The sequence below is a fragment of the Streptococcus sp. HMSC072C09 genome (genome assembly GCF_001813105.1).
Lineage (GTDB): Bacteria > Bacillota > Bacilli > Lactobacillales > Streptococcaceae > Streptococcus.
Genome location: NZ_KV811506.1, coordinates 5783 through 27210, shown reverse-complemented (window position 1 = coordinate 27210; position 21428 = coordinate 5783). Strand labels below are relative to the sequence as shown.

Sequence of the window (21428 nt, the reverse complement as noted above, 5' to 3'; positions counted from 1 at the left end):
TGTCCACCTCTTTCTTATTTTTTCTTTTTCTGTGCTTTGTTTAGGGCACGGCGTTTTTGTTTTTCCATGTCTCGCGAAGCTTGCTCTTTTGCTTCACGCTCTGCGATAATCTTGAAGGGGTTGTTCAAGAGATAGGTCTGTCCGACTTGGTAAGCATTGGAAGTCACCCAGTAGAGTGCGACCCCGCTAGCTGAGAACAAGGCAAAGAAGAAGATCATCACAGGCATCACATACATCATGGTTGTTGCACTCCCATTGCGCTCTGGCATGGCTTTATTGGTCAACCAACTACTGAAAAATGTGAAGAGCGCTGCAAGAACCGGCAAGATGTAAGTCGGGTCGATCGCGCCAAGGTCCAACCAAAGGAAGTGACCAACTTTAAGGAATTCGACACGGCTCAGCGCTTGGAATAAGGCCATCAAAACCGGCATCTGAATCAAGAGAGGAAGAAAGGCTGAAGATGTTTTGACGCCTTTTTCCTTGTAAAGGGCCCGCATCTCTTCAGAAAGCTTGGTCCGACTATCTAGATCCTTTCCAGGATACTTGGCTTGCAATTCCTTGAGTAGGGGTTGAATTTCCTGCATCTTGCGGGTTGAATTCATTTGATATTGGAAAAGCGGCAAGAGGACCGTCCGGATGACAATGGTAAAGACGATAATCCCCACACCGATACTTCCGCCAAATGACAAGAAGCGAATGGCTTCGGCAAAGAAGTAGACGAAGCGTTCCCAACCACCTGTCGACTGAGCTGTCACTTGAGAGGTCCCACAAGCTGTCAAGACCAATAAGGCTGCTCCTAATAATCCAGTTAACTTCAGTTTCTTTTTCACATTATTCCCTTTCTTGGTAGACATGCGCTAATTTTAAGACATGTACAAGATTTTTCTCAACTTGATGGAAGTCGAGCTCCTCCACTCCTTTACGAGCAATGACGACAAAATCATCGGTCGTAAGGAAGGCTTGGTGTTTGATCAAAACATGGCGAATCAAACGTTTGATGCGATTTCTAGTCACAGCATTTCCCAGCTTCTTACTAACAGACAGGCCGACTCGAAAATGTGGTTGGTCTTTGCGCAAGCGGTAAACAACGAATTTCCGATTGGCAACATTTTGACCACTTTTAAAAATAGCATTAAAATCTTTGTCACGTTTGACGCGGTAGCTTTTTTTCAAACCTCAACTCCCTCTATTAAATTTATTCTATTATACCATATTTTCAAAAAAAACCAATCTCACTCAGGAAATCGGTTGCTACTTGAATACAGATAAAAGTAAAGGCAAGGTGTAGTAGAGATTGAGCAAGATATGAGCCAAAATAGGAGAAAGGAGCGTCTTGCTCCGATAATACAGGGTCCCAAAAATCACACTCGGCAGGAGATAGATGATAGAAGCTCCTAATGAAAAGGGATTGTGGAGAAAATGTAAGCCACTGTAGATGAGGGCTGGAAGCCAAATCTCAGCATAGAGTTTCCAGCCTTTGAAGTAGGCATTCACCAAGGCTCCACGAAAGATCAGCTCCTCTGTCACCGGCCGGATGATAACCATTGCAATCACTAGGATAAGCACACCTGTTGGGCTAATTTCCCGTGGAAAGAGACTCAAAACGGCTGCCCGTCCTTGAACAAAACCACTGATGAAGTAGTCCAACCAGTAAACCAAACAGGCCGCAAAAACGGCTTCTATCAGAGCTTGAAGAGGGTTCTTCCCCAGCTTAAACTGCGCTTTTTTAGAAAAACGATAGACCAAAAATCCTGTAAAGACTGCATAGAGGCCTTCTAGGCCAAATAAGGTCCAATAATAGCTATTGGCACTTGCTACACTATTGGAGACATACTGGGCCAAGGGGCGAAATTGGGGCCGAACATAAAAATAAAACAAGAGCAGAAAGAGGGGATACAGCAGTGAGAGCTTTCCTTTGATGAATTTCATAGATACCTTTCCTATAAAGTATGACAAATCGTATAGTGCATCTTACCATAATCGTGACAAGGTTTCAATGAAAAAGGATGCCTTCCTACTCTCTGAGATAGGCCACATAACCACCTAAGACAGCGACTAAAATCAAGAGACAAAGAAGAGTTTCCAGCCATACAAGAACTGTCAAGAAAGGTAGTTGCAACAAGCCTTGGGCCATTTTCAAAGAGGTCGCTGTGATGACTGTTGGAAAGGTCAGGGCTGAAAAAGCAGGTTGAAAACCTTCTTTGATCATTTTCGGTAGGCGCATCAACACAAAGAAATAAAAACCTTGCGAGGCCACCACCATGATCAGTAAGAACCAGGTGGGCAAGCTCGCTCCACCCACACGAACCAGGGCTGCTAAAAGAAGAGAAAAGGGAGCACAATAGATGCCTTCTTGGCCCAACAGATGACTGGGTAAGGGGGACTGCTTCAAATCATGATAGATAAGGGGATAAAGAAGAAAGGTCAAACCAAAACCAATCACTAAAGCGAGATAAGCAATCTCTCTTATTCCCACAACGGGATAGGTCAAAGCTGCTACTGCAATGCCTACATAGAGAACGGTCCAACTGGGAGTGGCATTGGCTCTTGGTCGCGCTAGGACATGTGTCTTGGTAAAATAGAGAATTAAGCCCAGATCCAAGAGAAAGGCAGACCACCAGACCAACTGTGATAGACCCCCAAAGGCTGGAAAGAGGCGCAAAAGATAGGTGGATAGAATCATCCCTGCCATGGGAAAAGTCGCCATCCCAGATAAAAGGGCTGGTTGTTGGAATTCTATCTTGGTTTCTTGCCAGCGAATCGCATGATAAACGACAAAGAAAAACCAGAAGAACAAACCTGTCAGACTAAAGGCGTGAGCAAGGAAGGGTAGCGAGTCTGCAAGAAGGTTTCCAGCGCCAACCAGTCCTAACAGACATCCTGAAAATACTAAGGGAATCTTTTTCATCGAGAGCTCCAATCATGTTGTCGCTTTCAGTATACCATAAAAGAGAAGGAAGCAGGATAAAAAAGAGAGTGGGAGAGAAATCGGTAATTCGTTAGAATTCGATTTCGTCGTCCCACCTCCGCACAGTTGAGTAGGGCTGTAAAAGCTGATGAAATCAGCGTAGTAGAGCCCACTCAACCACTGCGTCTTGCTCGACAATCCAAAAACAATTGAGAGGCTAGGACTTTTGTCCCAGCCTCTTCAAATTGTAGATATCTCTTTAATTTTTTATGTATCATTTAGGTTGCATTATGTAAGAAACAGATGGATTACATTCTAAAAGAAGTTGGAAAACACCAACTTCTTTTTATCCATTCTATTAAAGACTAGGCCTGTACGACCATCATATAAAGAAATAAGGATAGGAGAAAGACGATACTAACAACAAGGGTCGCTAACTTGAGTCCACGGTGAGACCGCCAGTAACTTGGCTTTCCTAGGTTACTGGTCGCATCTGTTGAAAGCGATTGTTGTTGGCGAGGCTGCAGGGTGATCAGAACCACAAGAGCGAGGGATAAGATCGAGATCCCGATTGCAAATACCATTTCCATCTTAGGATCCTCCTAACACTCTGAAGAGGGTAAAAATAACTCCCAGCAGAATCACCAAACCAATGATCACATTAAAAGTGACATTGATCTTTTCAGAACGTGTCGTCTTTTCTTTTTCGGCAGGACGGCGTTTGAGAGACTCCATCCGTCCTTCTACTTCTTTGTAAAATAAGTCTTTCTTACGATCACTCACTATGTCCACCTATCCCTTCTTGCAAGCGAGCTTTGAAAACAGCTGGCTCAACGCTACTTGATTGGGCAATTTGTTGCGCAACGGCTTCTCTGTAGTTATCCACAGATTGGTAGATTTCCTGGATACGAGCCACCATATCTGCTTCTTTTCCTTGATCAAAGATATTGGCTTGTGCGAGGAAGTGGCGGTCATGCAGGGTATGGCTAAAGGCAAGGATGACTTGCTGGTGTTCGAAGGCCTTGCGAACAATACCTTGCACCTCTGCATAGTGGTTGATATCCAGATAAATACTAGAGACCTTAAGCAACTCTTTGATCCGCTCTTGACTGATATTTTGGTACAAGACTACATTTGGGTAGCGGACCATAGACAAGAGGCTCGCAGACATCTCCGTCAAAGCTGCTACACGGAAGGTCACATTCGGCAAGTTCTCTACTAGGTAGGTCAAGGCTTCGATCTGATCCGAATTGGTCAAGACAAAGGCGTCTTTACGGATATCGTCTTTCACCTTGAAATCATACAGGTAGCCAAGGGGACCGAAATAGCTATGCTGATCTTGCGAGGTCAACTGCAAAGCACGATGATAGGTCGCATTTTGCGGAATCAAGATCTTCTTGGTCCGGATTTCTGGGCTCTTTAGAATCAACTGCATATTGCCCGGAAGGCTGTCGTGAAGAGGCTCTTGCCACACCAAGACATCGCGTCCTTTGATGCCTTTATTACCCAACTGGAGACTAATGCTAAAGGAGGTAGCCAGCGTATTGTAGACCAAACCATCCAAATCAAAACCACGATACTCTAGATAAAAGACAAAGTAATCTAAGCGATTCTTGAAAATCCGCATGGGTTGATGGTCCAAGGTCAAAATCAAATCCCCTGTTTGGTGATTCTCTGTCAAGCGCTCGATATCCCCTTCAAAATAAGTGGTCACCAAATGTTGGCCCTGATCGCCACAAGTCGTTACGGCAATTTTGCGACCGTATTGGTCGAAGCGCTCAATCATGAACACTTGTCCCTTATCGTCCAACCACTCTAAGCGCTCAACGATGCGTTTATAGGAAGCAGCATGGTAAACAATTCGAGCCTTTTCTTGACCATAGTAGGTCACTCTCCCCGAACTGTTATCCCCAGAAACTTCCCAGAAATCAGGCACTGGAACTTCATTAAAGTAGCGTCCGCGCTTCTCCCCTTTTGCTTGTCCTAAGAAATAGATAAAGGGAGACTCAACACCGTCTGGTAAGAAACCGTTTGGCTCCAAAACAACGGTCGGATGGTCAAAGCCAGACTCTTTCATAGAGTGGAGCAAATCCTGGCTCTCACGAGAATAACTATCAAATATGTTCAGCATGTGTCACCTCTTCTATCAATTGTGCCCAAGCTTCTTCTACTCGGCTGGTCAAAAAGTCTTCTGCACGCGCATAAGATGCTTGACGCATGCTGGCTAGATCATCTTTTTTGTAAAGCTGGATGATTTTATCTGCAAAGGCAGCAGCGATCTGGTCGACCACTTGATCTGCTGATGGTGGAATGAGATAGCCATTTTTACCTTCTGTGACAAAGGTCTGATTGCCATAAGGAACATCAAAACCGATAATCGGAAGTCCAGAACCAATCGCCTCCATCAAGGTCAACCCAAAGCCTTCACTGGTCGATGCTGACAGGTAAACCTCATAATTCTTATAAATTTCCTCTAGATTGGCATGCCCTTTGAGATGGATATAGTCTGCCGCCCCCAATTCATCAATTAGAGAACGCAACTTGCCTTCTTCTCCACCTTTTCCATAGATGTCAAAAGACAGTTCTGGCAATTCTCTTTTGGCGCGAACCACTGCTCGCACCAACCAGTCAATATGCTTTTCTGTCGCCAAACGAGAGGCAGTAATCATAGAAAATGGAGTGCGATTTTCATTTTGTGGCAGGCTTGCAAGACTCCCAACTGGAATGGTATAGATAGCCGGCTGATGGTTGGTGTATTTAGCAAACTGCTCGGCCAAGATTTCTTTTTGGCGGTCAGTCGCGACAATAAAGAAGTCCACCTTGTCTGCATTGGTAAATTGGTACTCGTAGTAGTTATTCCACAGGATATACTGATCATCGACATTATTGGCGCTGAAGTGCTCGGCATGAACGACCACCCCCAGGCGGGCTTTTTGCGCTTCTTCAAAGATAGGCTGACCAATATTGGTTTCCCGATCCAAAATCACCAGATCTTGTTTGGTCAATTGAAGGGTCTGCATGAAGTAGCGGATCAATTCTTGGCGACCAACCAGGTAGCGATCTGGGAAACGATAAATTTCGCGACCATCCGCCATCTGCATGCTGTAGGCAACTGTCCCGTCTTCATTGTAAAAGCGGCGCTCAATCAAGTTGGCTTGATTGTTTTTGGGAATGAAGTACTCGGTACAATAGCGGGTATAGGAGAAGTAATCCTTTCTCACTAAAATCCCTCTAGACACGTACTCGCAGCGTTCGACATAGGGACTGTTTTCTTCGCGCAGGTAGCAGGTCAAAAAGTTGTCCTGGTCCTCATAAAAGAAGCGCTTGATCTTACCATCGACTTCTTCTCGAGTCGGTTTTCCGGCAAATCCTGCTAAGACCTGATCAATGGTATAGGTTGTTGGTGCAATTTTTATATCTGTAAAATGGCTATAGAGCCAGATAATTTCATCATTTTTAAAACCGATATTTTCTGTTAAATGCTGGATGTTATCGGCTAGGATCATATCCATAAAGACAAACTTGGCTGGTTGATGGATATTGCGTAACAACTGGGCACGGTAGGCCTGGGCATACTCAACACCACTGCTAGCCCAACCGATTCCAAGGTTGATATTGTATACTGTCATAATGTCCTCTTTTATGGGAAATGCAAGACAATTTCCCCTTTTTTATTGATTTCTACTCGACTCAGTAAGAGATTGCGGACCATTTGTTCTTTGGCCGCCTCTTTCATTCGTTCAAAGGATTGGTAGGCTTCTTGGAAAAATTCTACCAAAGGGTTTTTCTGACTGGTGTACTGACCAGAGAGCGCCATGCGCAATTGTTGCAGATAGTCTACCTGCTCGACCCAGTTCTCGTCGATAGCTTTTAGAATGGCCATGCGCTGGAATTGGGCGATCACCTCATCGGTGCCTAAGATCTCATACTTAGCTTCCAACTCGCTTTTAGCAATCTCCCATAAGAAATTTTCTTTGGTTTTCTTGCTACGGAAAGTTTGGTGGGCCTTATCCGGATCCACTTGGTAGCTAACATTGTCTAACATATAGCGATAAAAAGCTACCGGTTCCTTGTACTCTTTTTTATGGACTATGCTTGAAAAGACGGAACGAAGCACTTTTTCAACGATGTTGTCCAAGCGACCTTCTTGTTTGATCAAGCGGTCGCGCTCTTCGTAGACGATGGCACGCTGAATGTTCATGCTTTCCGCAAATTCTAACGTCATCCGACGACTGGCCTGACCAGAACTTTCACTAGCATTTTGAGCCCGTTCCACCAAGTTTCTATACTTGCGCTTGGTCAGAGCTTTAGCAGAACCAATCCGCTCATCCACATCATAGTCTTGATAGGTATCCTGGATCCAGTCTGGCCCCCAGTTTTTCATCAAATCGTCTTCCAAAGAGACGAAGAACTTGGTCAAACCGGGATCTCCTTGGCGACCTGAACGCCCCCGAATTTGAAGGTCAATCCGCTGGTTCATCATCCGCTCAGTCCCGACAACCACCAAGCCACCTAACTCAGCAACTCCTGGTCCCAACTTGATATCGGTTCCCCGACCGGCCATTGAGGTCGCAACGGTCACAGCACCTTTTCGACCTGATTCCTTAATGATCTGGGCCTCTCGAGGAGCATTGTTGGCATTGAGAAGATTGTGTGGAATCCCTTCGCGCAAAAGAAGATTCGAATAAAGAATCGACATTTCAACCGATCCGGCAAAGACCAGAATCGGATTGCCCTTTTCGTGGACCTTCTTCACATAATCCAAGGAAGCCACGATTTTCTCTGGCAAGGTCTGATAGATTTCATCCGGCAAATCTTTGCGGATCTTCTTGCGATTGGTTGGGATCTTGATCACTGACATGGCATAGGTATCAAGAAACTCTGCCTCAGCGACCTTCCCAGTCCCGGTCATGCCTCCCAACTTCCGAAACATCTTAAAGAGGTTTTGGTAAGTAATAGAAGCCATGGCCCGTGTTTCTTGGGTGAGCTTGAGACCCTCTTTGGCTTCAATCGCCTGGTGGAGTCCTCCTTGCAAACGGGTCATTTCCATCAAGCGCCCCGTCGCCTGGTCTAGTAAGACAATCTCCGGTTGCCCTTCGACATTGGGATGGATGACATAATCCTTATCCTTAATAAAGTTTTTATTGGCCTGCAGGGCTAAGCTGATATGGCGTACCAAGTCACGGTATTGGGGATCATAGAGGTTGGGAATGGCTAGAAAGGCTTCTGCTGCATGAGCTCCTTTTCGAGTCAACCAAACTCGTTTCTTTTCTTCATCAAACTTGAAGTCTTCCCCTTCTTTGAAGGTTTGGATCAGGGTATCAATAATCCCATATAGGTTGGATTGAACCCGAGGAGAACCAGAAATAATCAAGGGAGTCTGAGCACTATCAAGGAGCACCGAATCAATCTCATCAACAATGGCGTAATTGAAGTCTGCCAAAAATTGGCCATCTGCAGAAGCCGTCAAGTTCTCTGTTAAATAGTCAAAGCCCAGACTAGTATTAGTCGTATAAATGACATCTGACCGGTAAATCTCCCGTTTGGCTTCTGGATCTAATTCTTCGTCTTCTGATTGTTTCAAGGGAACTCCAACAGTCAAGCCTAAAAAGCGGTAGACCTGTCCCATCTCTTCTGCATCCCGAGTTGCCAGATAGATATTGGTCGTAATAACCATGACCCCTTTGCCCTCTAAGGCATTGAGATAAACCGGCATAGTTGCCGTCAAGGTCTTTCCTTCACCGGTATTCATTTCAGCGACATTGCCTTGGTGGAGGACAATTCCTCCCATGACTTGCACGTCATAAGGAAACATGCCCAAGACCCGTTTATCAGCTTCCCGCGCAACCGCAAATGCTTCCGGCAAGAGATCATCCAAGGTCTCGCCCTCTGCTAGTCGTTCCCGAAATTCCACAGTCTTCTCCTGTAGTTGTCGATCCGTCAAGCGGGCCATGTCATCCTTCCAGCTATTGACTTCTTTTAAGATTTTTTTGATGTTTCTTAATTTAACGTAATCCAATGTAATCCTCTTTTTTTGCAGTGATGTTCGTCTATTCGAGAACTTCTGCTCCCTCAGACGATATTGGTTGAATCGTGAAATAGTGGAAGGTAAACTCTTGCAAACCTGCACTGAGCAAGCGTACTTCATATGCGTATGCTTGATCTGGGTAGGTAAACGGCAAGCGACCTTCTGCGGTTACTCGACGGCCAACGACCTCTCCAAAGCGATCTTTGAAGACAATTTCTACCATAACGGTATGAGCAGGAGTCGCTTCCATCGTGATAACCAATTCATAATCTTGTTCTCTTTTGAGCAGGGGCAGACTAGGAATTTGACGAGTTGCACCAAAATTTGTCTGCGAATGCCAAGTTTTCAGCACTTGACCAGATGGCATGAGGGGGTTCTGAAACTGAACGCTTCCTTGAGCAGTTACCTGAATGGTCGACCCCCAAAGATAATCTGCTAGAACAGTATCGCCCCAGTAGATTCGTCTGCTTTCATTTTCTTTTATTTTTATCATTGGTTTCTTCCAAAATCCCTTTCCATGATTTCATTGTACTGGGTCATAAACCATTCAATGATTGGAGCACTCGCGTCATTGTGCCGACCAGCGCGACTGGTGCTGATAATACGAACCGGCAATTCATACAAGGCCTCTAAAATATCTGGATAAGCCTGCTGATCGTAGTCATCATCCCTCATATAGGCAAGGGCTAAAATCGTATCCTTGAAATCTGCCTGATCAAACCGGTCCCAGAAGCGTTGATTCAGCTGACCGATCCCTTCTTGCGACACTTGACCAATGATCAACTGCATCATATCTAGGGATGTTCCAAACTCATCTGGGCGTTTAAATTTCAGGTTGGCAGCGACATCCCCCAGATTGACAATGGGTTTTCCGACCAAGATCGCATGAGGAGAATAAAGAGCACCATAGTAAAGGGCACCAAAGGTCCCCATGGACAAGCCTGAAAAATTCATATCTTTTGGCTCAAAGCCGAGCAAGTCCAAGTGCTGATCAATAAAGGCAGTGATTTGACTTTCCAATTCTTCTGAGCCCATATAGAAGGATCCACCTTCCAGTCTTGGGTCAGAAAAGAGAATAAAGGGACTACCCATCGCACGCATCATCCCAAACCCTTCAAAACCTTCGGCCGGGCGATACCCAGAAAAGTAAATGTTTAAAGGTGGCTTCATATCGCCAGGATGGAAATAAGCAAAAATTTCTTGGCGTTTGTGGTCCCGTAGCGTCTTAGCTCCTACGGTCATCTCTCCTAAAGGACCATGTGACAAGCGCTTATGTAAGGCTCCGATCGTAAGCGCCCCCTCTCCTTTTGCTTCCAGCGAAAAGGCTAGGTAATAAGGTTCTGCTCCATCCAATTCTAGCGGTTGCTCCATCTCTTCTTCTGAAAAGACTGCATCTTTGACCCACTCTCCCAGTGCACCAAAGCGATAAAATTGAATCCGCAATTGCAGCTGACAGCTTGGATCTTTTTCATATTCCAACCAAAAATTGATAGGATGGCTAGCATCATACACGTAGTTGTAGACCCACTGAGCAATCGGTGTAAACTCTTCACCGTATGATCCATCTAGCTTCAGAAAATGTTGCCCCAGCACCGTTTGCTGGCCAGCAAAATCAGGTCTCACTCGCAGGTCACGAACCGTAAAGGCATCTCCATATTGATTGTCGTATAAAAAGCGCTCTAAGACATAGAGAAATTGATGCTTGTTTGAGAAATCCCAGGGTCTTGCTTGCTTGAGTCTTAAGAGGTGGGCCAATTCGTCAGAAGGCGCCTCTAGTTCATGGCTTTGATCATAAAAAACGGTATAAGGTTGAAAATAAGCCAGGTCTTCGCCTAAAGCTAATAAATCTTCTGGCTTTTCTAGAATCAAGGCTTTGAATTTGGAGATTTCCTCTTCTTCCATATACTCTTTGAGCGATGGAAGAGCGGCAGCTTGAAAAAAGTGCCAGCCTAGTCCATCAGGAAGCTCCACCTGATCCTGCCAACTGCTTGAGCCGATTTGGAGAATATGGGGTATTTGTTGTTTTTTATCCATGACGTTCTTTCATCCATCCTTCCCATTTCTCGATCAAGCGTTGACCGGTGTATTCTTGAATTTTTTCGATCGAGTAGACCAAGGCTTCGTTCCAAGGCTTCAATTCGAATAAAAAGTGAGTAATCGCCTTCTCTAATTCCTTGTCTCCCTTTGATAAGACATAGCCATTTTTCAAATGATCAACATATTCTGTCTGGACGCGGTTGACCTGAGGAATCCCAGCAGAGATCCCTGCAATCTGAGTATAGAGGTTGGGTTCCTCGCTTAAATCTACGATCAAGCGGGTTTTTTCCAACTCTTGAATAATGTCATTTTCATTTGAAAAATTCTTAACTACAAAGCGATAGTCCGGTGCGTCTTGTACGGACTCTTCATCGATAATCTGGTTTTCCCCAAGCCCTTCCATTTGGGCTGGTGATTGAACCAGATGCAAGTCCTGCTCGCTAGCGATCAATTCCTCGAGTTGCCCTTCTAATTCCTTAACACGCTCCGGCGAGCCATTGTAAAATGCAAAAACAACTTCAAATAAAGGATGGTGAGACAACACTTCTAAGACCTTCTTGAGCTGGCTCTTACTTGGGAGCTCGGCTTCATTGACATAAAAGTAAATCTTCGATTCCTTGCGCTCCTGACTAGAACCCAAACGGAGTCGGGAGTCAAAAGAGGTGATCCGGTGTGTCTTTTGAGCCAAACTAGGAGAAAAGACTCCAATCGCTTCTTTGGTTTTTTCACTATCTGTAATCAAGAGCTGGGCATCAATCATATCAAAATAGAGGGCAAAATTTTCAGCAGACAAGGGCTGACGATCCCCATAGAAAGACAAGACTTTCTTGACGCTACTTGCTGTATCTTGTAAAAAAGCCAAATTTGCTGGATGAGCTGCCAGAACCAACTGATCTCGTCCTGGAACCAGAGTCAGTAAATGTTCCTTCATTTTTTCAGCTACAACTTCTCCTATATCAGAGTAGCTTTCTTTTTTGAAGGCATGAAAGAAAGCTTCATTGACCATGACGGAGCGGTTCTCTTCGATCAACATCTCTCTCAAAACCCATTGTCCATCAAAACTCAGATACTCTTGGAAATAAGGTTTGCCATCTTTATAGTATACCCTACTAGAAATAAACCCACGGTCATCTAAATATTCGACATATAGGATTTCATCCTCTTTATAACGGGTTAGGGTAAGGATATTTCCATCCACTCCCATATCAATTTTCGCTAGGTGGTGGCCCTTTCGAAATGCCATTACCAAAAAGGGAGTGTAGGAAAAAGTGGTCTCACTTGGCCATTCGATGTCCTGAAGCTGGACTGGGCGCATAGTCAAATCAGACGGAACCTGTTGGATTTTATCAAAAATCGAAAGAACATCTGTCTCTAACAAATCTTGGCGGTGTAAAAAATAGCGCAGTTGTGGACTATATTGAGGCAACAATAAGATCCGATCCATTTCTGCTTCTTGAAAAATACGAACTTGATTAATGGTATCGTCAAATTCAATGGACTCTCGCATCCAGTACCAAGGGGTAGCTGTTTGCTGCCAGATGCGGTCCGTTCCATACCAAGCTGGTACAAAATAATACATGGTTACTCCTAGAATATTCTTGTATAACGTTGATTCACTCGAAGGGCACGAATTTCTTCTCGGATATTGTAAATCATCCCGACAAACATGAGAAAGGTTCCTGGAATCATGGTCAAGCGCAAGAGATCCTTATCCCATAACAAGAGAGAAAAAGGAAGCGCTGTGAAGAGGATCAGATACAAGGTCCCAAAAACAGTCAAGCGTAGCACAATTTTATTGATATAGCGACGTGTATCTGCTCCAGGATAGACATGATCGATATACTCAGAAGCCTTCATCATCTTATCTGCAATTTCTTCTCCGTTCACATTGACAAAGGCGAAAGCAAAAGAGAGAAGGGCGATCATCAGAATGTAAAGAAGGATCCAAATCGGATCTCCCATCACCAAGTGTTTGGCTAAATGAGCAGCCCACTTGGCATTGGAATCCATAGACAAGATCAAGAGCATGGCATACTGAGGAATGGACACCAAGGTCATGGCGTACATAAAGGGCATCCCTCCTGCTGGGTTGATCTTGATATCCAAAAAAGTATAACTTTTCAAGTTGTTGTGGATCCCTAATTTATTGACAGGAATCTGGTACTTGGAATATTCCACTAAGACTGCCACATAGACAAAAATCAAGATGAAAATCACGCCCAGAACATAAGCGATTTCTGGTATATTATTGACATTTGAAAGGGTCTGCATCACGTCTTCTGGCAGGTACATAACCATCCCAGCCATCATGATGACCACAGAGCTTCCAAGCCCCAAAGCGGCATTTAGATCGGAGAGCCAAACTAAAAAGAAGGCTCCAGCTACCATAATCATGGTATTGACCGCAATGACAAGTCCAGAGTTCAACCCTGTCTTCAAAGGGAGATACATGGCCACTGCCAAAGACTGGACGATGGCGAGCACCAAGGTTACGTACATCTTTCGCCGTTCCACAATCTCCGTGCTGGTTTTTTCGAGGTTAAAGCGTTTTGAAACGGTAAACATCCGCCACAAAATCATGGAAGACATCCATGGGGATAGACCGATCGAAAAGATCGACATCCCGCGGAGGTTTCCCCCCATCACAGCGCTTGAGAGCTGCAAGCCCGTTGTCGTTCCCTCATTGAGTCTCAAGGCCTTTGATAAGTCAACAAAAGGCAGGGAAATTTTACTTCCCAAAACATAAATAAAGACGAAAAATATCGTCCAACAAAATCTCTTTCCTACTTCAGATCGTTTTAACATTTCTTTTAAACTTTCTCTTACTCATTTTGACTCTTCCACTTGGAAAACAGCCTTTAAATATGTGCCTTTAGAGCATTTTATCTCAACTTATTTTACCATAATTTGCTTATTTTCTACACTTATTTGTCACTAATCCTTAATATTGTAAAAAATTATAGCCTTGGTACCGTATTCAATAAAAAATTCTTCAGATTTATGTCTGAAGAATCCTATTTTATTCTATTTATTTTCCTAAAGCCATGACACTATCAACAAATAATTTCTTTGTAAAATAGCCATTGCGAATCAAATAAGAAGTATGTTGAGCCTTTTGAACCATTTGGGCATACTCTTCTTCTGTGCAGTCTTGAACCAAACGATTGGCTTCTTCGAGACTGGAGGCTACAAATCCGAGCCCTTTTTCTCGAATATAGTCTGCATTTGACAAATAATCTGGTACCACTACTGGAAGACCAGCAGAAAGATAGGTTGATAGTTTGTAGGAAATATTTTCTTTGTAGTAATCCCGCTCATCCTCAGGATTCTCTGAATTTCCCCAGACAAGTCCAAAACCTCCCTTGGAAAGTTCGAGAAGCAACTCTTGCTTGGTCCGCCAGCCTTCAATATGGACCTTAGAATAATCGACTCCTTCAACTGGTTCGGTATAGACATGAAGGGGGGTATCATATTTCCAATCGATGATATGTGGGAAACGTGACGGATTTCCTGAGAAGATCAGTTTTTTCTCAAATTGCGGAGTATAGAGATCCAAACTGTGGGTCAAATCCCACAACTTTTGGACCACATATTTTTTTACTGTAAGCCCTTCTGATACTAGACGATGGTACATCTGTTCTGAGGGGACTACAACAAGGTCGCTCTTATTATACATCTCAATATAAGCAGGCATGAGATAATAATTACTTTCAAACATGAGTGGCGGGACATCATGGATGAACATGACCAGTTTGGTTTGAAGGAGTTTTAACTTATCCACTAAACGATTATCCCACTCAATTCCGTTCCAAGAGGGTGATTGAACGAAGACGATATCTCCAAAAGCTACACCAGCTAAAATACCGTCCATCCGTGAATTCAACTCACCAGCCGGTTCATTAGTTTGATCATAAAAGTAGATCCCAAGTTCATTAACCCCGAGTTCACGAACCACATTCATAATATCATTTTGCGCCATTAAGGCAACACTTTGCGAAGATTGCCCAAATAAATTTGTGAAATGGATTTTCATTTTTTCCCTCAAACTCTTATTATTGATCCTATATTGTAATTGCATATAGACAGATACATTTCTCACAGGTATCCTTCTCTATATCACTTTACTCAAAACTTCCTTGTCCATTATAACATATTTCCCAACTTCTTAGACATTCTAGATCAATAAAAGACCAGTTCATTCCGGTCTTTTAAGGTTTTATTTGCCATCCTTTTTCCGAATTCCTAAAAGGGCTAATCCAGACAGAAGAATGGAAGCTCCTGTAGCAAGAATATTAGATGAAGGATGGGTACCTGTCTCTGGAAGAGCAGGTTCTGAAGAACGCGTCGCACTTAGTGAGCTTGTGTCTGATGGAGATTCTGAGTAAGAGGTGCCAAACGAAGACACGACAGACTCCGAAGAACTTGTCACAGCAGAGAAGCTTGACGCATAAGACACACTGATCCATTCAGAAATTTCCTGCGATAGGGATTGACTCTCTGTTGATGATGCGCTTATAGAATCTGAAACACTCGTCAAAGGAAATTCAGATACTCGCATGGACGTTGAAGCCGATTCGCTTGTTGAAAGGAGTGAAGCTGATTGGCTATAGGAGTCAGACTTCGATAGCGAGGCCGACGCTAGAGATTCTGAATGGGATGTCCATTGTGAAGCAGATAGACTCTCAGAAACGGATCGAGAGAACGATCCAGACTCTGAAACCTGCGATGCAGCTACGACATGAGAAGTTGAAGCCGATTCGCTTGTCGAAGCAGAAGCTTGAACTAATGAATCTGATTGACTCGCGGAAACCGAAGCTTGGACCAACGACTCTGAGTAGCTATTAGAGATCGAAGCTTGTATCAACGATTCAGACTGGCTTGCGGAGACTGATGCTTGAACTTGTGACTCAGATTGGCTCGCTGAAGTCGATGCTTGAACCAACGACTTTGATTGACTGGCAGATACAGATTCCTGAACCAACGACTCTGATTGACTTGCAAAGATCGAAGCTTGAACTTGTGATTCTGACTGACTCCATGATGTTGATTGCAAATCAGTCGATACTTGCGATTCCGACTGACTCATTGAATCAGAACGAGAAAAGGACATAGATTCTGTATTTTGAGACTTAGATTCGACATCAGAAGTAGATTGTGATTGACTCACTGAAACCGATTCTTGTACTAACGATTCTGATTGGCTCGCTGAAACTGATGCTTGAACCAAAGACTCTGATTGGCTAGACGATACAGATGTCTGAGCCAAGGAGTCTGATCGACTGGCGGAAACTGATTCTTGTACTAACGACTCTGATTGACTCACTGAAACCAAGGCTTGTACCTGCGAGTCTGATTGGCTCGCTGAAACTGACGCTTGTACCAACGACTCAGACTGACTTGCTGAAACTGATTCTTGTACCAATGACTCAGACTGACTTGCTGAAACTGTGGCTTTTACCAAAGACTCTGATTGGCTAGACGATACAGATTCCTGAACCAAGGAATCAGACTGACTCGCGGAAACTGATTCTTGTATCAAGGAATCGGACTGACTCGCTGAGACTGACTCTTGTACCTGCGAATCAGACTGGCTCGCAGAAACGGATTCTTGAACCAACGACTCTGACTGACTGGCCGATACAGATTCCTGAACCAACGACTCTGATTGGCTAGCAGATACGGATTCCTGAAGCAAGGAATCTGACTGACTCAACGAAACGGATTCTGACAGCTTTTTGCTCATCGAAATAGATTGTGACAAGGAAATCAGTTGAGAAACCACTTCCTCCGATCCAACAGCTGATGTCGACTGCGATTGAGACACAGAAATTGATCTAGATGCTAAATTAGATAAGGATACCGACTGACTCAACGAAACAGATTTAGAGGCTTTTTCAGACTCACTCTTAGATGCTGATGCTGCTTTTGATTGTGAGTCTGATTGACTGGATGATACCGACTCTTGGACCAGCGAATCTGACTGACTTGCTGAGACAGATTCTTTAACCAGCGAATCGGATTGACTGGCCGATACAGACTCCTGAACCAATAATTCCGATTCACTCTCAGAAACTGAGGCTTGGACCAACGACTCTGATTGGCTTGCCGAAACGGACTCTTGAACCAATGAATCTGACTGGCTTGAAGAAACCGACTCTTTGAGCAGCGACTCGGACTGGCTAGCAGAGACTGAGGCCTGAACTAACGAATCCGATTGACTTGCTGAAACAGAGGCCTGAACCAACGAATCAGACTGGCTGGCAGATACGGATTCTTTAATCAAGGAATCTGATTGACTGGCTGAAACCGACTCTTGGACTAGAGACTCCGACTGACTAGTGGAGATCGATTCCTGAACCAACGAGTTGGATTCGCTTGTCGATACAGATTGTGACAAGGAAATCGAGGTTGAAACCTGTGAATCTGATTGACTGGCGAAGCTAGATGCTTGTGACAAGGAAACGGACTCACTGACCGAAACAGATTGAGAAGATGAAATGGATTCTGAAACTAGTGACTCTGAAGTTGAAATCGAGAAGTTTTGAGATTGTGAAGCAGATTCTGACGGTGTCATCTTCCGATAGTAATAATTCACACTCGTTAAGGGATATGAATCTACTATTTTTTTGATCGTTTGTTTGAAGTTGGAAAAACCATCTGCTCCTTGAGGTGTTGCATCTTCTCCAACGACCATGGTCGTATTTTTATCGAGGTAGGCTGATTTTGGAAGTTCCGTGAATGGTTTTGGAACAGTATATTCTATTCCTGTTTTCTCATCAGTGTATGTAACTGTCTCCTTACTAGAGAACCAACCTGTAATATCCAACTCAAAATGTTGGTAATCTATTCGTTTTGGTGTAACATTCAGGAAATAATCCTTGTTTTTACTTTCAACTTTACGAGTTCCACCTAAATCTGAAAGGTTATCCGTACTATCTTGTTTAAATTCTTTTTCATAAACAAGTGTATATACATCGGTTACCTTAGCGTTTCCTACATCACCACTACTAACATCATGGATTTTAGAAGGATCTAAAACATAGTAGCGAAGAGAATAATCACCATTTTGATTAAGGGTGACAACTTCACTTTTAATGAAATGCTCACGCGCATCCCCTAATAGTTCAATTCTTGATTTCCCATTCTTACTATTATCGAACACCCCACTTTTACGATTCGGGAACACGGTATGCGCTGGGACCTGTACATAACCAGGAAATTCGCGTGGATTGGAAGCTGTATAATGCTGGCCTTCCAATCCGTAGATTCTATACTCTAGTAAGGATCTTTCTTTCCCCGTTGGTTCATATTGCCCATTAAACCATCTACCATTCGGGTCCACTTCTCTATAGAAGGTCGATTGTTGTCCCATCATAGATGGAATTTTGATACTAGGATACGTCCTAATCAATTGCCCCTGATTCTCAGGCGTCATGACATCATAAATACTCCGGAATAAGAAAGCCTGTTCCGGAATAAAATTCGTTAGCATTCCAAAGGTCCCATTACCTGTAGAAGGTTCCGAATTAAAAACCTTGTTCCCAAGGGGAGCCTGACCAATTAGTACTTCTTTTGGTAATTGAATATCTTGGCCATATCCTTCTGGAGATACAGTTTGTGAAAAAATTTCAGCCCCATCTGATTTTCGGACAATGCGGAAATAAACATCCATTGCCTTATGCTTTTCCGGATCTATCTCACTGATATCAATCGACATGGTCGCATAGTAACCAAGTGACTCTCCTTGTTTATTCACAAAGTCCCAAATACCAAATGTATAACGATTGGTGTAGGGTTCACCTAAAAAATTTTTCAACTCTTCAGGCGAAAATCTTAAGAGATCTTTATCTAGATGAGGATCCTTAGCATATCCTGGTGTGTCAAGTGTAGGATCTTCTACACTCGCACCATTGGGATCTTCTGGGTTCGGGCTCATATCCAATACATCATCAGCCAAGTATGTTTCCTCAGCTAGAGGAGCCAACTGAGCAGAGATCGCAGGTTTCCCATCTACATTTGTATTTCCCACAAAACCTGCAGCTGTCAAGGTCGTCATCATCTCATCGACAGCTTTCTCCAAACGATCGCGCTGGTCAGCATAAGCTTGAGCACTGGCATTGGTATGGATCAAGTTATTACTTGCAGCCACTTCGGCCTGCACTTTGTTAATGACCGCTTCGACCACTGCTCGGCGATCGGTGTCCGTCATTTTAGATGCGTAATTCCCTGCAATTTCCTGTAGCAATTCAGCTTCAGAGGTATTTTGTTCTAAAACAGTAGCTTCTTCTAAACTAGTCGGCTCTTCAACAACTACCTCTGACTCTAGAGCTTGAGCAGACTCACTAAGTGCCGTTGATAATGCAGTTGATCCAACTTCGCTCAAGGACAAAGAGGTGGATTCACTGATCGAAGCAGACGCACTCTCAGATGTAGAAAAACTAGTTGATCCTGAAACAGAGATGGATTCTGAAGGCTGGCTTGAAGTTTTTGCTAAGACCACACTATCCACTTCTACCAAGGTTTCCTCTTTTGTCTCAGAAACCGTTGGTGCAAGTGATGTTGCATCCTCCGCCTTAGCAGTCGTAGCAAGCACAGCACCACCAAAAACAGTCCCTACCGTAATCAAACCCTTTAAGAAGGCTTGGTTATGCTTTTGACTTTCTATTTGATCTTGCTGCACGTTGGCAATGATAGTCTCCTCCACTTGCCCACGCACCACGCGAAAGAGGCCTAGAGCAGCTGTTGATGCTCGAAGCCAATTTTTTCCTGATTTAATTAATTTGAAGCGTACGACACGATCTGTCTCACGAAAGTTTCCTTTTGAACGCTTAAATTGCATGATATTCCCCTTACATTGTAGTCATTATTATTATACAGGAATACTACGTAGATTCAAGTAATTCGCTACAAAAAACTTCTATATTATTGTTTAATTTTCAAATTTTTTGTAACACATTAAAAATACTTCATTCTACTAATAAAAAAGTGAATCTCCTATGAGATTCACTCGAAAAAAATGATATTTCCTACTAGATCAGTTCCCCTTCTTTTTACGTCGGGTAAGTCCAGCAATTCCAGCTAACCCTGTAACTACCCCGAGAAGAACTGATGTTACAGATTCTGTTTCGCCAGTATTCGGAAGCGCCACAGATTGGCTGTGTTTTTGTGAACCACTTGCTGTTTCTGATACAGACAATGACTCTGAACGAGAAATTGATTGGCTCATTGAGTTAGAGTATGAACCGCTACCAGATGTTGATCCTGATTGTAATTGACTCACTGAAACTGAAGTACTTACTGATGTTGAAGTTAATTCAGGTGCAGAGGTACTCAATGATGCTGACTCTGATGCAGATACTGATGTCGAAACCGAAAGCGAAGTAGAGACTGACTGGCTTTCTGATACTGAACTGCTCAACGATGCTGACATTGATTCGGATGTCGAGATTGATTCAGACGTAGACGCTGACAAGGACGCTGAAACTGATTCAGATACAGAAATCGATTCGGACATTGAGACTGATTCAGAGGTTGAGACTGATTCTGAGGTAGAGGCCGACTCAGAGGCTGATGCTGACTCAGATACAGAAACTGATTCAGACGTTAATACTGATTCTGATGTAGACACCGATTCAGACGTTGACACAGATTCTGATGTTGAAACTGACTCAGACGCTGAAACTGACTCAGACACAGATGCCGATTCGGATGTTGACACAGATTCAGACGTTGATACTGATTCTGATGTTGACACTGATTCAGACGCAGAAACTGACTCAGAGGCTGATGCTGATTCTGACGTAGAAACCGATTCTGATACAGAAACGGACTCTGAGGTCGATACTGATTCAGAGGTAGAAACCGACTCGGATGCTGAAACTGATTCAGACGCAGAAACTGACTCCGATGTCGAGATTGATTCAGACGCAGAAACTGACTCCGATGTTGATACCGACGCAGAGGCTGAAACTGATTCTGATGTCGACACTGATTCAGATGCTGAGACTGATTGGCTTACTGAAGTTGAAGCTGATTCGGACACTGATACTGATTCAGAGGTAGAAACCGATTCGGATGTAGACACTGACTCAGAGGCTGACAATGATTCAGATGTCGAGATTGATTCAGACGTTGATACTGACTCGGATACCGACTCAGACGCCGAGACTGATTCAGAGGTTGATGCTGACTCAGATGCAGACAATGATTCTGACGCTGACTCGGATGCAGAAACTGATTCTGAGGTGGACACTGATTCAGATACAGAAACCGATTCGGACGTTGACACTGACTCAGATGTCGATACTGATTCGGACGTTGACACTGACTCAGATGTCGATACTGATTCGGACGCTGATTCTGAATCAGACGCTGATACTGATTCGGATGTAGACACCGATTCAGACGTAGAAACCGATTTACTTACTGAGGTTGAAGCTGATTCAGATGCTGACA

General features: G+C 43.8%; 16 protein-coding genes. All 16 read right to left on the bottom strand.

Annotated elements, in window-relative coordinates; translation table 11 throughout:
• Nucleotides 1–14 precede the first annotated feature (14 nt).
• A complete protein-coding gene (locus HMPREF2893_RS10190; protein WP_003015944.1) occupies nucleotides 15–830 on the bottom strand; it encodes a YidC/Oxa1 family membrane protein insertase in 816 nt (271 codons plus the stop codon).
• Nucleotide 831: 1 nt separating this feature from the next.
• Nucleotides 832–1173: a ribonuclease P protein component gene (gene rnpA / locus HMPREF2893_RS10185; protein ID WP_003002960.1), complete on the bottom strand. Its 342-nt coding sequence runs from the start codon at nucleotides 1171–1173 to the stop codon at nucleotides 832–834.
• A 78-nt stretch (nucleotides 1174–1251) separates the two neighbouring features.
• Complete coding sequence (locus HMPREF2893_RS10180; RefSeq protein WP_070676011.1) at nucleotides 1252–1929, bottom strand: CPBP family intramembrane glutamic endopeptidase; 678 nt, start codon at nucleotides 1927–1929, stop codon at nucleotides 1252–1254.
• A gap of 85 nt (nucleotides 1930–2014) precedes the next feature.
• On the bottom strand, nucleotides 2015–2908 hold the full coding sequence (locus HMPREF2893_RS10175; RefSeq protein WP_070676009.1) for a TDT family transporter: 894 nt from the start codon (nucleotides 2906–2908) through the stop codon (nucleotides 2015–2017).
• Nucleotides 2909–3273: 365 nt separating this feature from the next.
• Nucleotides 3274–3498: an accessory Sec system protein Asp5 gene (locus HMPREF2893_RS10170; RefSeq protein ID WP_003012425.1), complete on the bottom strand. Its 225-nt coding sequence runs from the start codon at nucleotides 3496–3498 to the stop codon at nucleotides 3274–3276.
• Nucleotide 3499: 1 nt separating this feature from the next.
• Nucleotides 3500–3691: an accessory Sec system protein Asp4 gene (gene asp4 / locus HMPREF2893_RS10165; RefSeq protein WP_003003066.1), complete on the bottom strand. Its 192-nt coding sequence runs from the start codon at nucleotides 3689–3691 to the stop codon at nucleotides 3500–3502.
• Nucleotides 3684–5039, bottom strand: a complete 1356-nt coding sequence (gtfB, locus tag HMPREF2893_RS10160) for an accessory Sec system glycosylation chaperone GtfB (protein ID WP_024056279.1) — start codon at nucleotides 5037–5039, stop codon at nucleotides 3684–3686. The genes asp4 and gtfB overlap by 8 nt, the downstream gene beginning before the upstream one ends.
• Complete coding sequence (gtfA, locus tag HMPREF2893_RS10155; RefSeq protein ID WP_024056280.1) at nucleotides 5023–6537, bottom strand: accessory Sec system glycosyltransferase GtfA; 1515 nt, start codon at nucleotides 6535–6537, stop codon at nucleotides 5023–5025. The genes gtfB and gtfA overlap by 17 nt, the downstream gene beginning before the upstream one ends.
• Nucleotides 6538–6548: 11 nt before the next feature.
• Nucleotides 6549–8933, bottom strand: coding sequence for an accessory Sec system translocase SecA2 (gene secA2 / locus HMPREF2893_RS10150; protein ID WP_083312264.1), 2385 nt, complete (start codon nucleotides 8931–8933; stop codon nucleotides 6549–6551).
• A 25-nt stretch (nucleotides 8934–8958) separates the two neighbouring features.
• Nucleotides 8959–9429 (bottom strand): accessory Sec system protein Asp3, encoded by a 471-nt coding sequence (gene asp3 / locus HMPREF2893_RS10145; protein ID WP_024056283.1) that lies wholly within the window; start codon nucleotides 9427–9429, stop codon nucleotides 8959–8961.
• Nucleotides 9426–10970 carry an accessory Sec system protein Asp2 gene (gene asp2 / locus HMPREF2893_RS10140; protein ID WP_024056284.1) on the bottom strand — a complete coding sequence of 515 codons (1545 nt, stop codon included), beginning with the start codon at nucleotides 10968–10970 and terminating at the stop codon, nucleotides 9426–9428. The genes asp3 and asp2 overlap by 4 nt, the downstream gene beginning before the upstream one ends.
• On the bottom strand, nucleotides 10963–12552 hold the full coding sequence (asp1, locus tag HMPREF2893_RS10135; RefSeq protein ID WP_024056285.1) for an accessory Sec system protein Asp1: 1590 nt from the start codon (nucleotides 12550–12552) through the stop codon (nucleotides 10963–10965). The genes asp2 and asp1 overlap by 8 nt, the downstream gene beginning before the upstream one ends.
• A gap of 8 nt (nucleotides 12553–12560) precedes the next feature.
• Nucleotides 12561–13778 carry an accessory Sec system protein translocase subunit SecY2 gene (gene secY2, locus HMPREF2893_RS10130; protein ID WP_042760209.1) on the bottom strand — a complete coding sequence of 406 codons (1218 nt, stop codon included), beginning with the start codon at nucleotides 13776–13778 and terminating at the stop codon, nucleotides 12561–12563.
• Between the two features lie 223 nt (nucleotides 13779–14001).
• Nucleotides 14002–15006 carry a sugar transferase gene (locus HMPREF2893_RS10125; RefSeq protein ID WP_070676006.1) on the bottom strand — a complete coding sequence of 335 codons (1005 nt, stop codon included), beginning with the start codon at nucleotides 15004–15006 and terminating at the stop codon, nucleotides 14002–14004.
• Nucleotides 15007–15189: 183 nt separating this feature from the next.
• On the bottom strand, nucleotides 15190–19812 hold the full coding sequence (locus tag HMPREF2893_RS10120; RefSeq protein WP_070676005.1) for an accessory Sec-dependent serine-rich glycoprotein adhesin: 4623 nt from the start codon (nucleotides 19810–19812) through the stop codon (nucleotides 15190–15192).
• 195 nt (nucleotides 19813–20007) lie between these two features.
• Nucleotides 20008–21428: LPXTG cell wall anchor domain-containing protein (locus HMPREF2893_RS11310; RefSeq protein ID WP_148131937.1), on the bottom strand; the 1421-nt coding region annotated here is incomplete at its 5' end.

Coding starts and splice junctions, on each gene's coding strand:
- HMPREF2893_RS10180 (WP_070676011.1), bottom strand. CDS start 1,929: ATGAAATTCATCAAAGGAAAGCTCTCACTGCTGTATCCCCTCTTTCTG.
- HMPREF2893_RS10175 (WP_070676009.1), bottom strand. CDS start 2,908: ATGAAAAAGATTCCCTTAGTATTTTCAGGATGTCTGTTAGGACTGGTT.
- HMPREF2893_RS10170 (WP_003012425.1), bottom strand. CDS start 3,498: ATGGAAATGGTATTTGCAATCGGGATCTCGATCTTATCCCTCGCTCTT.
- gtfB (WP_024056279.1), bottom strand. CDS start 5,039: ATGCTGAACATATTTGATAGTTATTCTCGTGAGAGCCAGGATTTGCTC.
- gtfA (WP_024056280.1), bottom strand. CDS start 6,537: ATGACAGTATACAATATCAACCTTGGAATCGGTTGGGCTAGCAGTGGT.
- asp3 (WP_024056283.1), bottom strand. CDS start 9,429: ATGATAAAAATAAAAGAAAATGAAAGCAGACGAATCTACTGGGGCGAT.
- asp2 (WP_024056284.1), bottom strand. CDS start 10,970: ATGGATAAAAAACAACAAATACCCCATATTCTCCAAATCGGCTCAAGC.
- asp1 (WP_024056285.1), bottom strand. CDS start 12,552: ATGTATTATTTTGTACCAGCTTGGTATGGAACGGACCGCATCTGGCAG.
- secY2 (WP_042760209.1), bottom strand. CDS start 13,778: ATGTTAAAACGATCTGAAGTAGGAAAGAGATTTTGTTGGACGATATTT.
- HMPREF2893_RS10125 (WP_070676006.1), bottom strand. CDS start 15,006: ATGAAAATCCATTTCACAAATTTATTTGGGCAATCTTCGCAAAGTGTT.
- HMPREF2893_RS10120 (WP_070676005.1), bottom strand. CDS start 19,812: ATGCAATTTAAGCGTTCAAAAGGAAACTTTCGTGAGACAGATCGTGTC.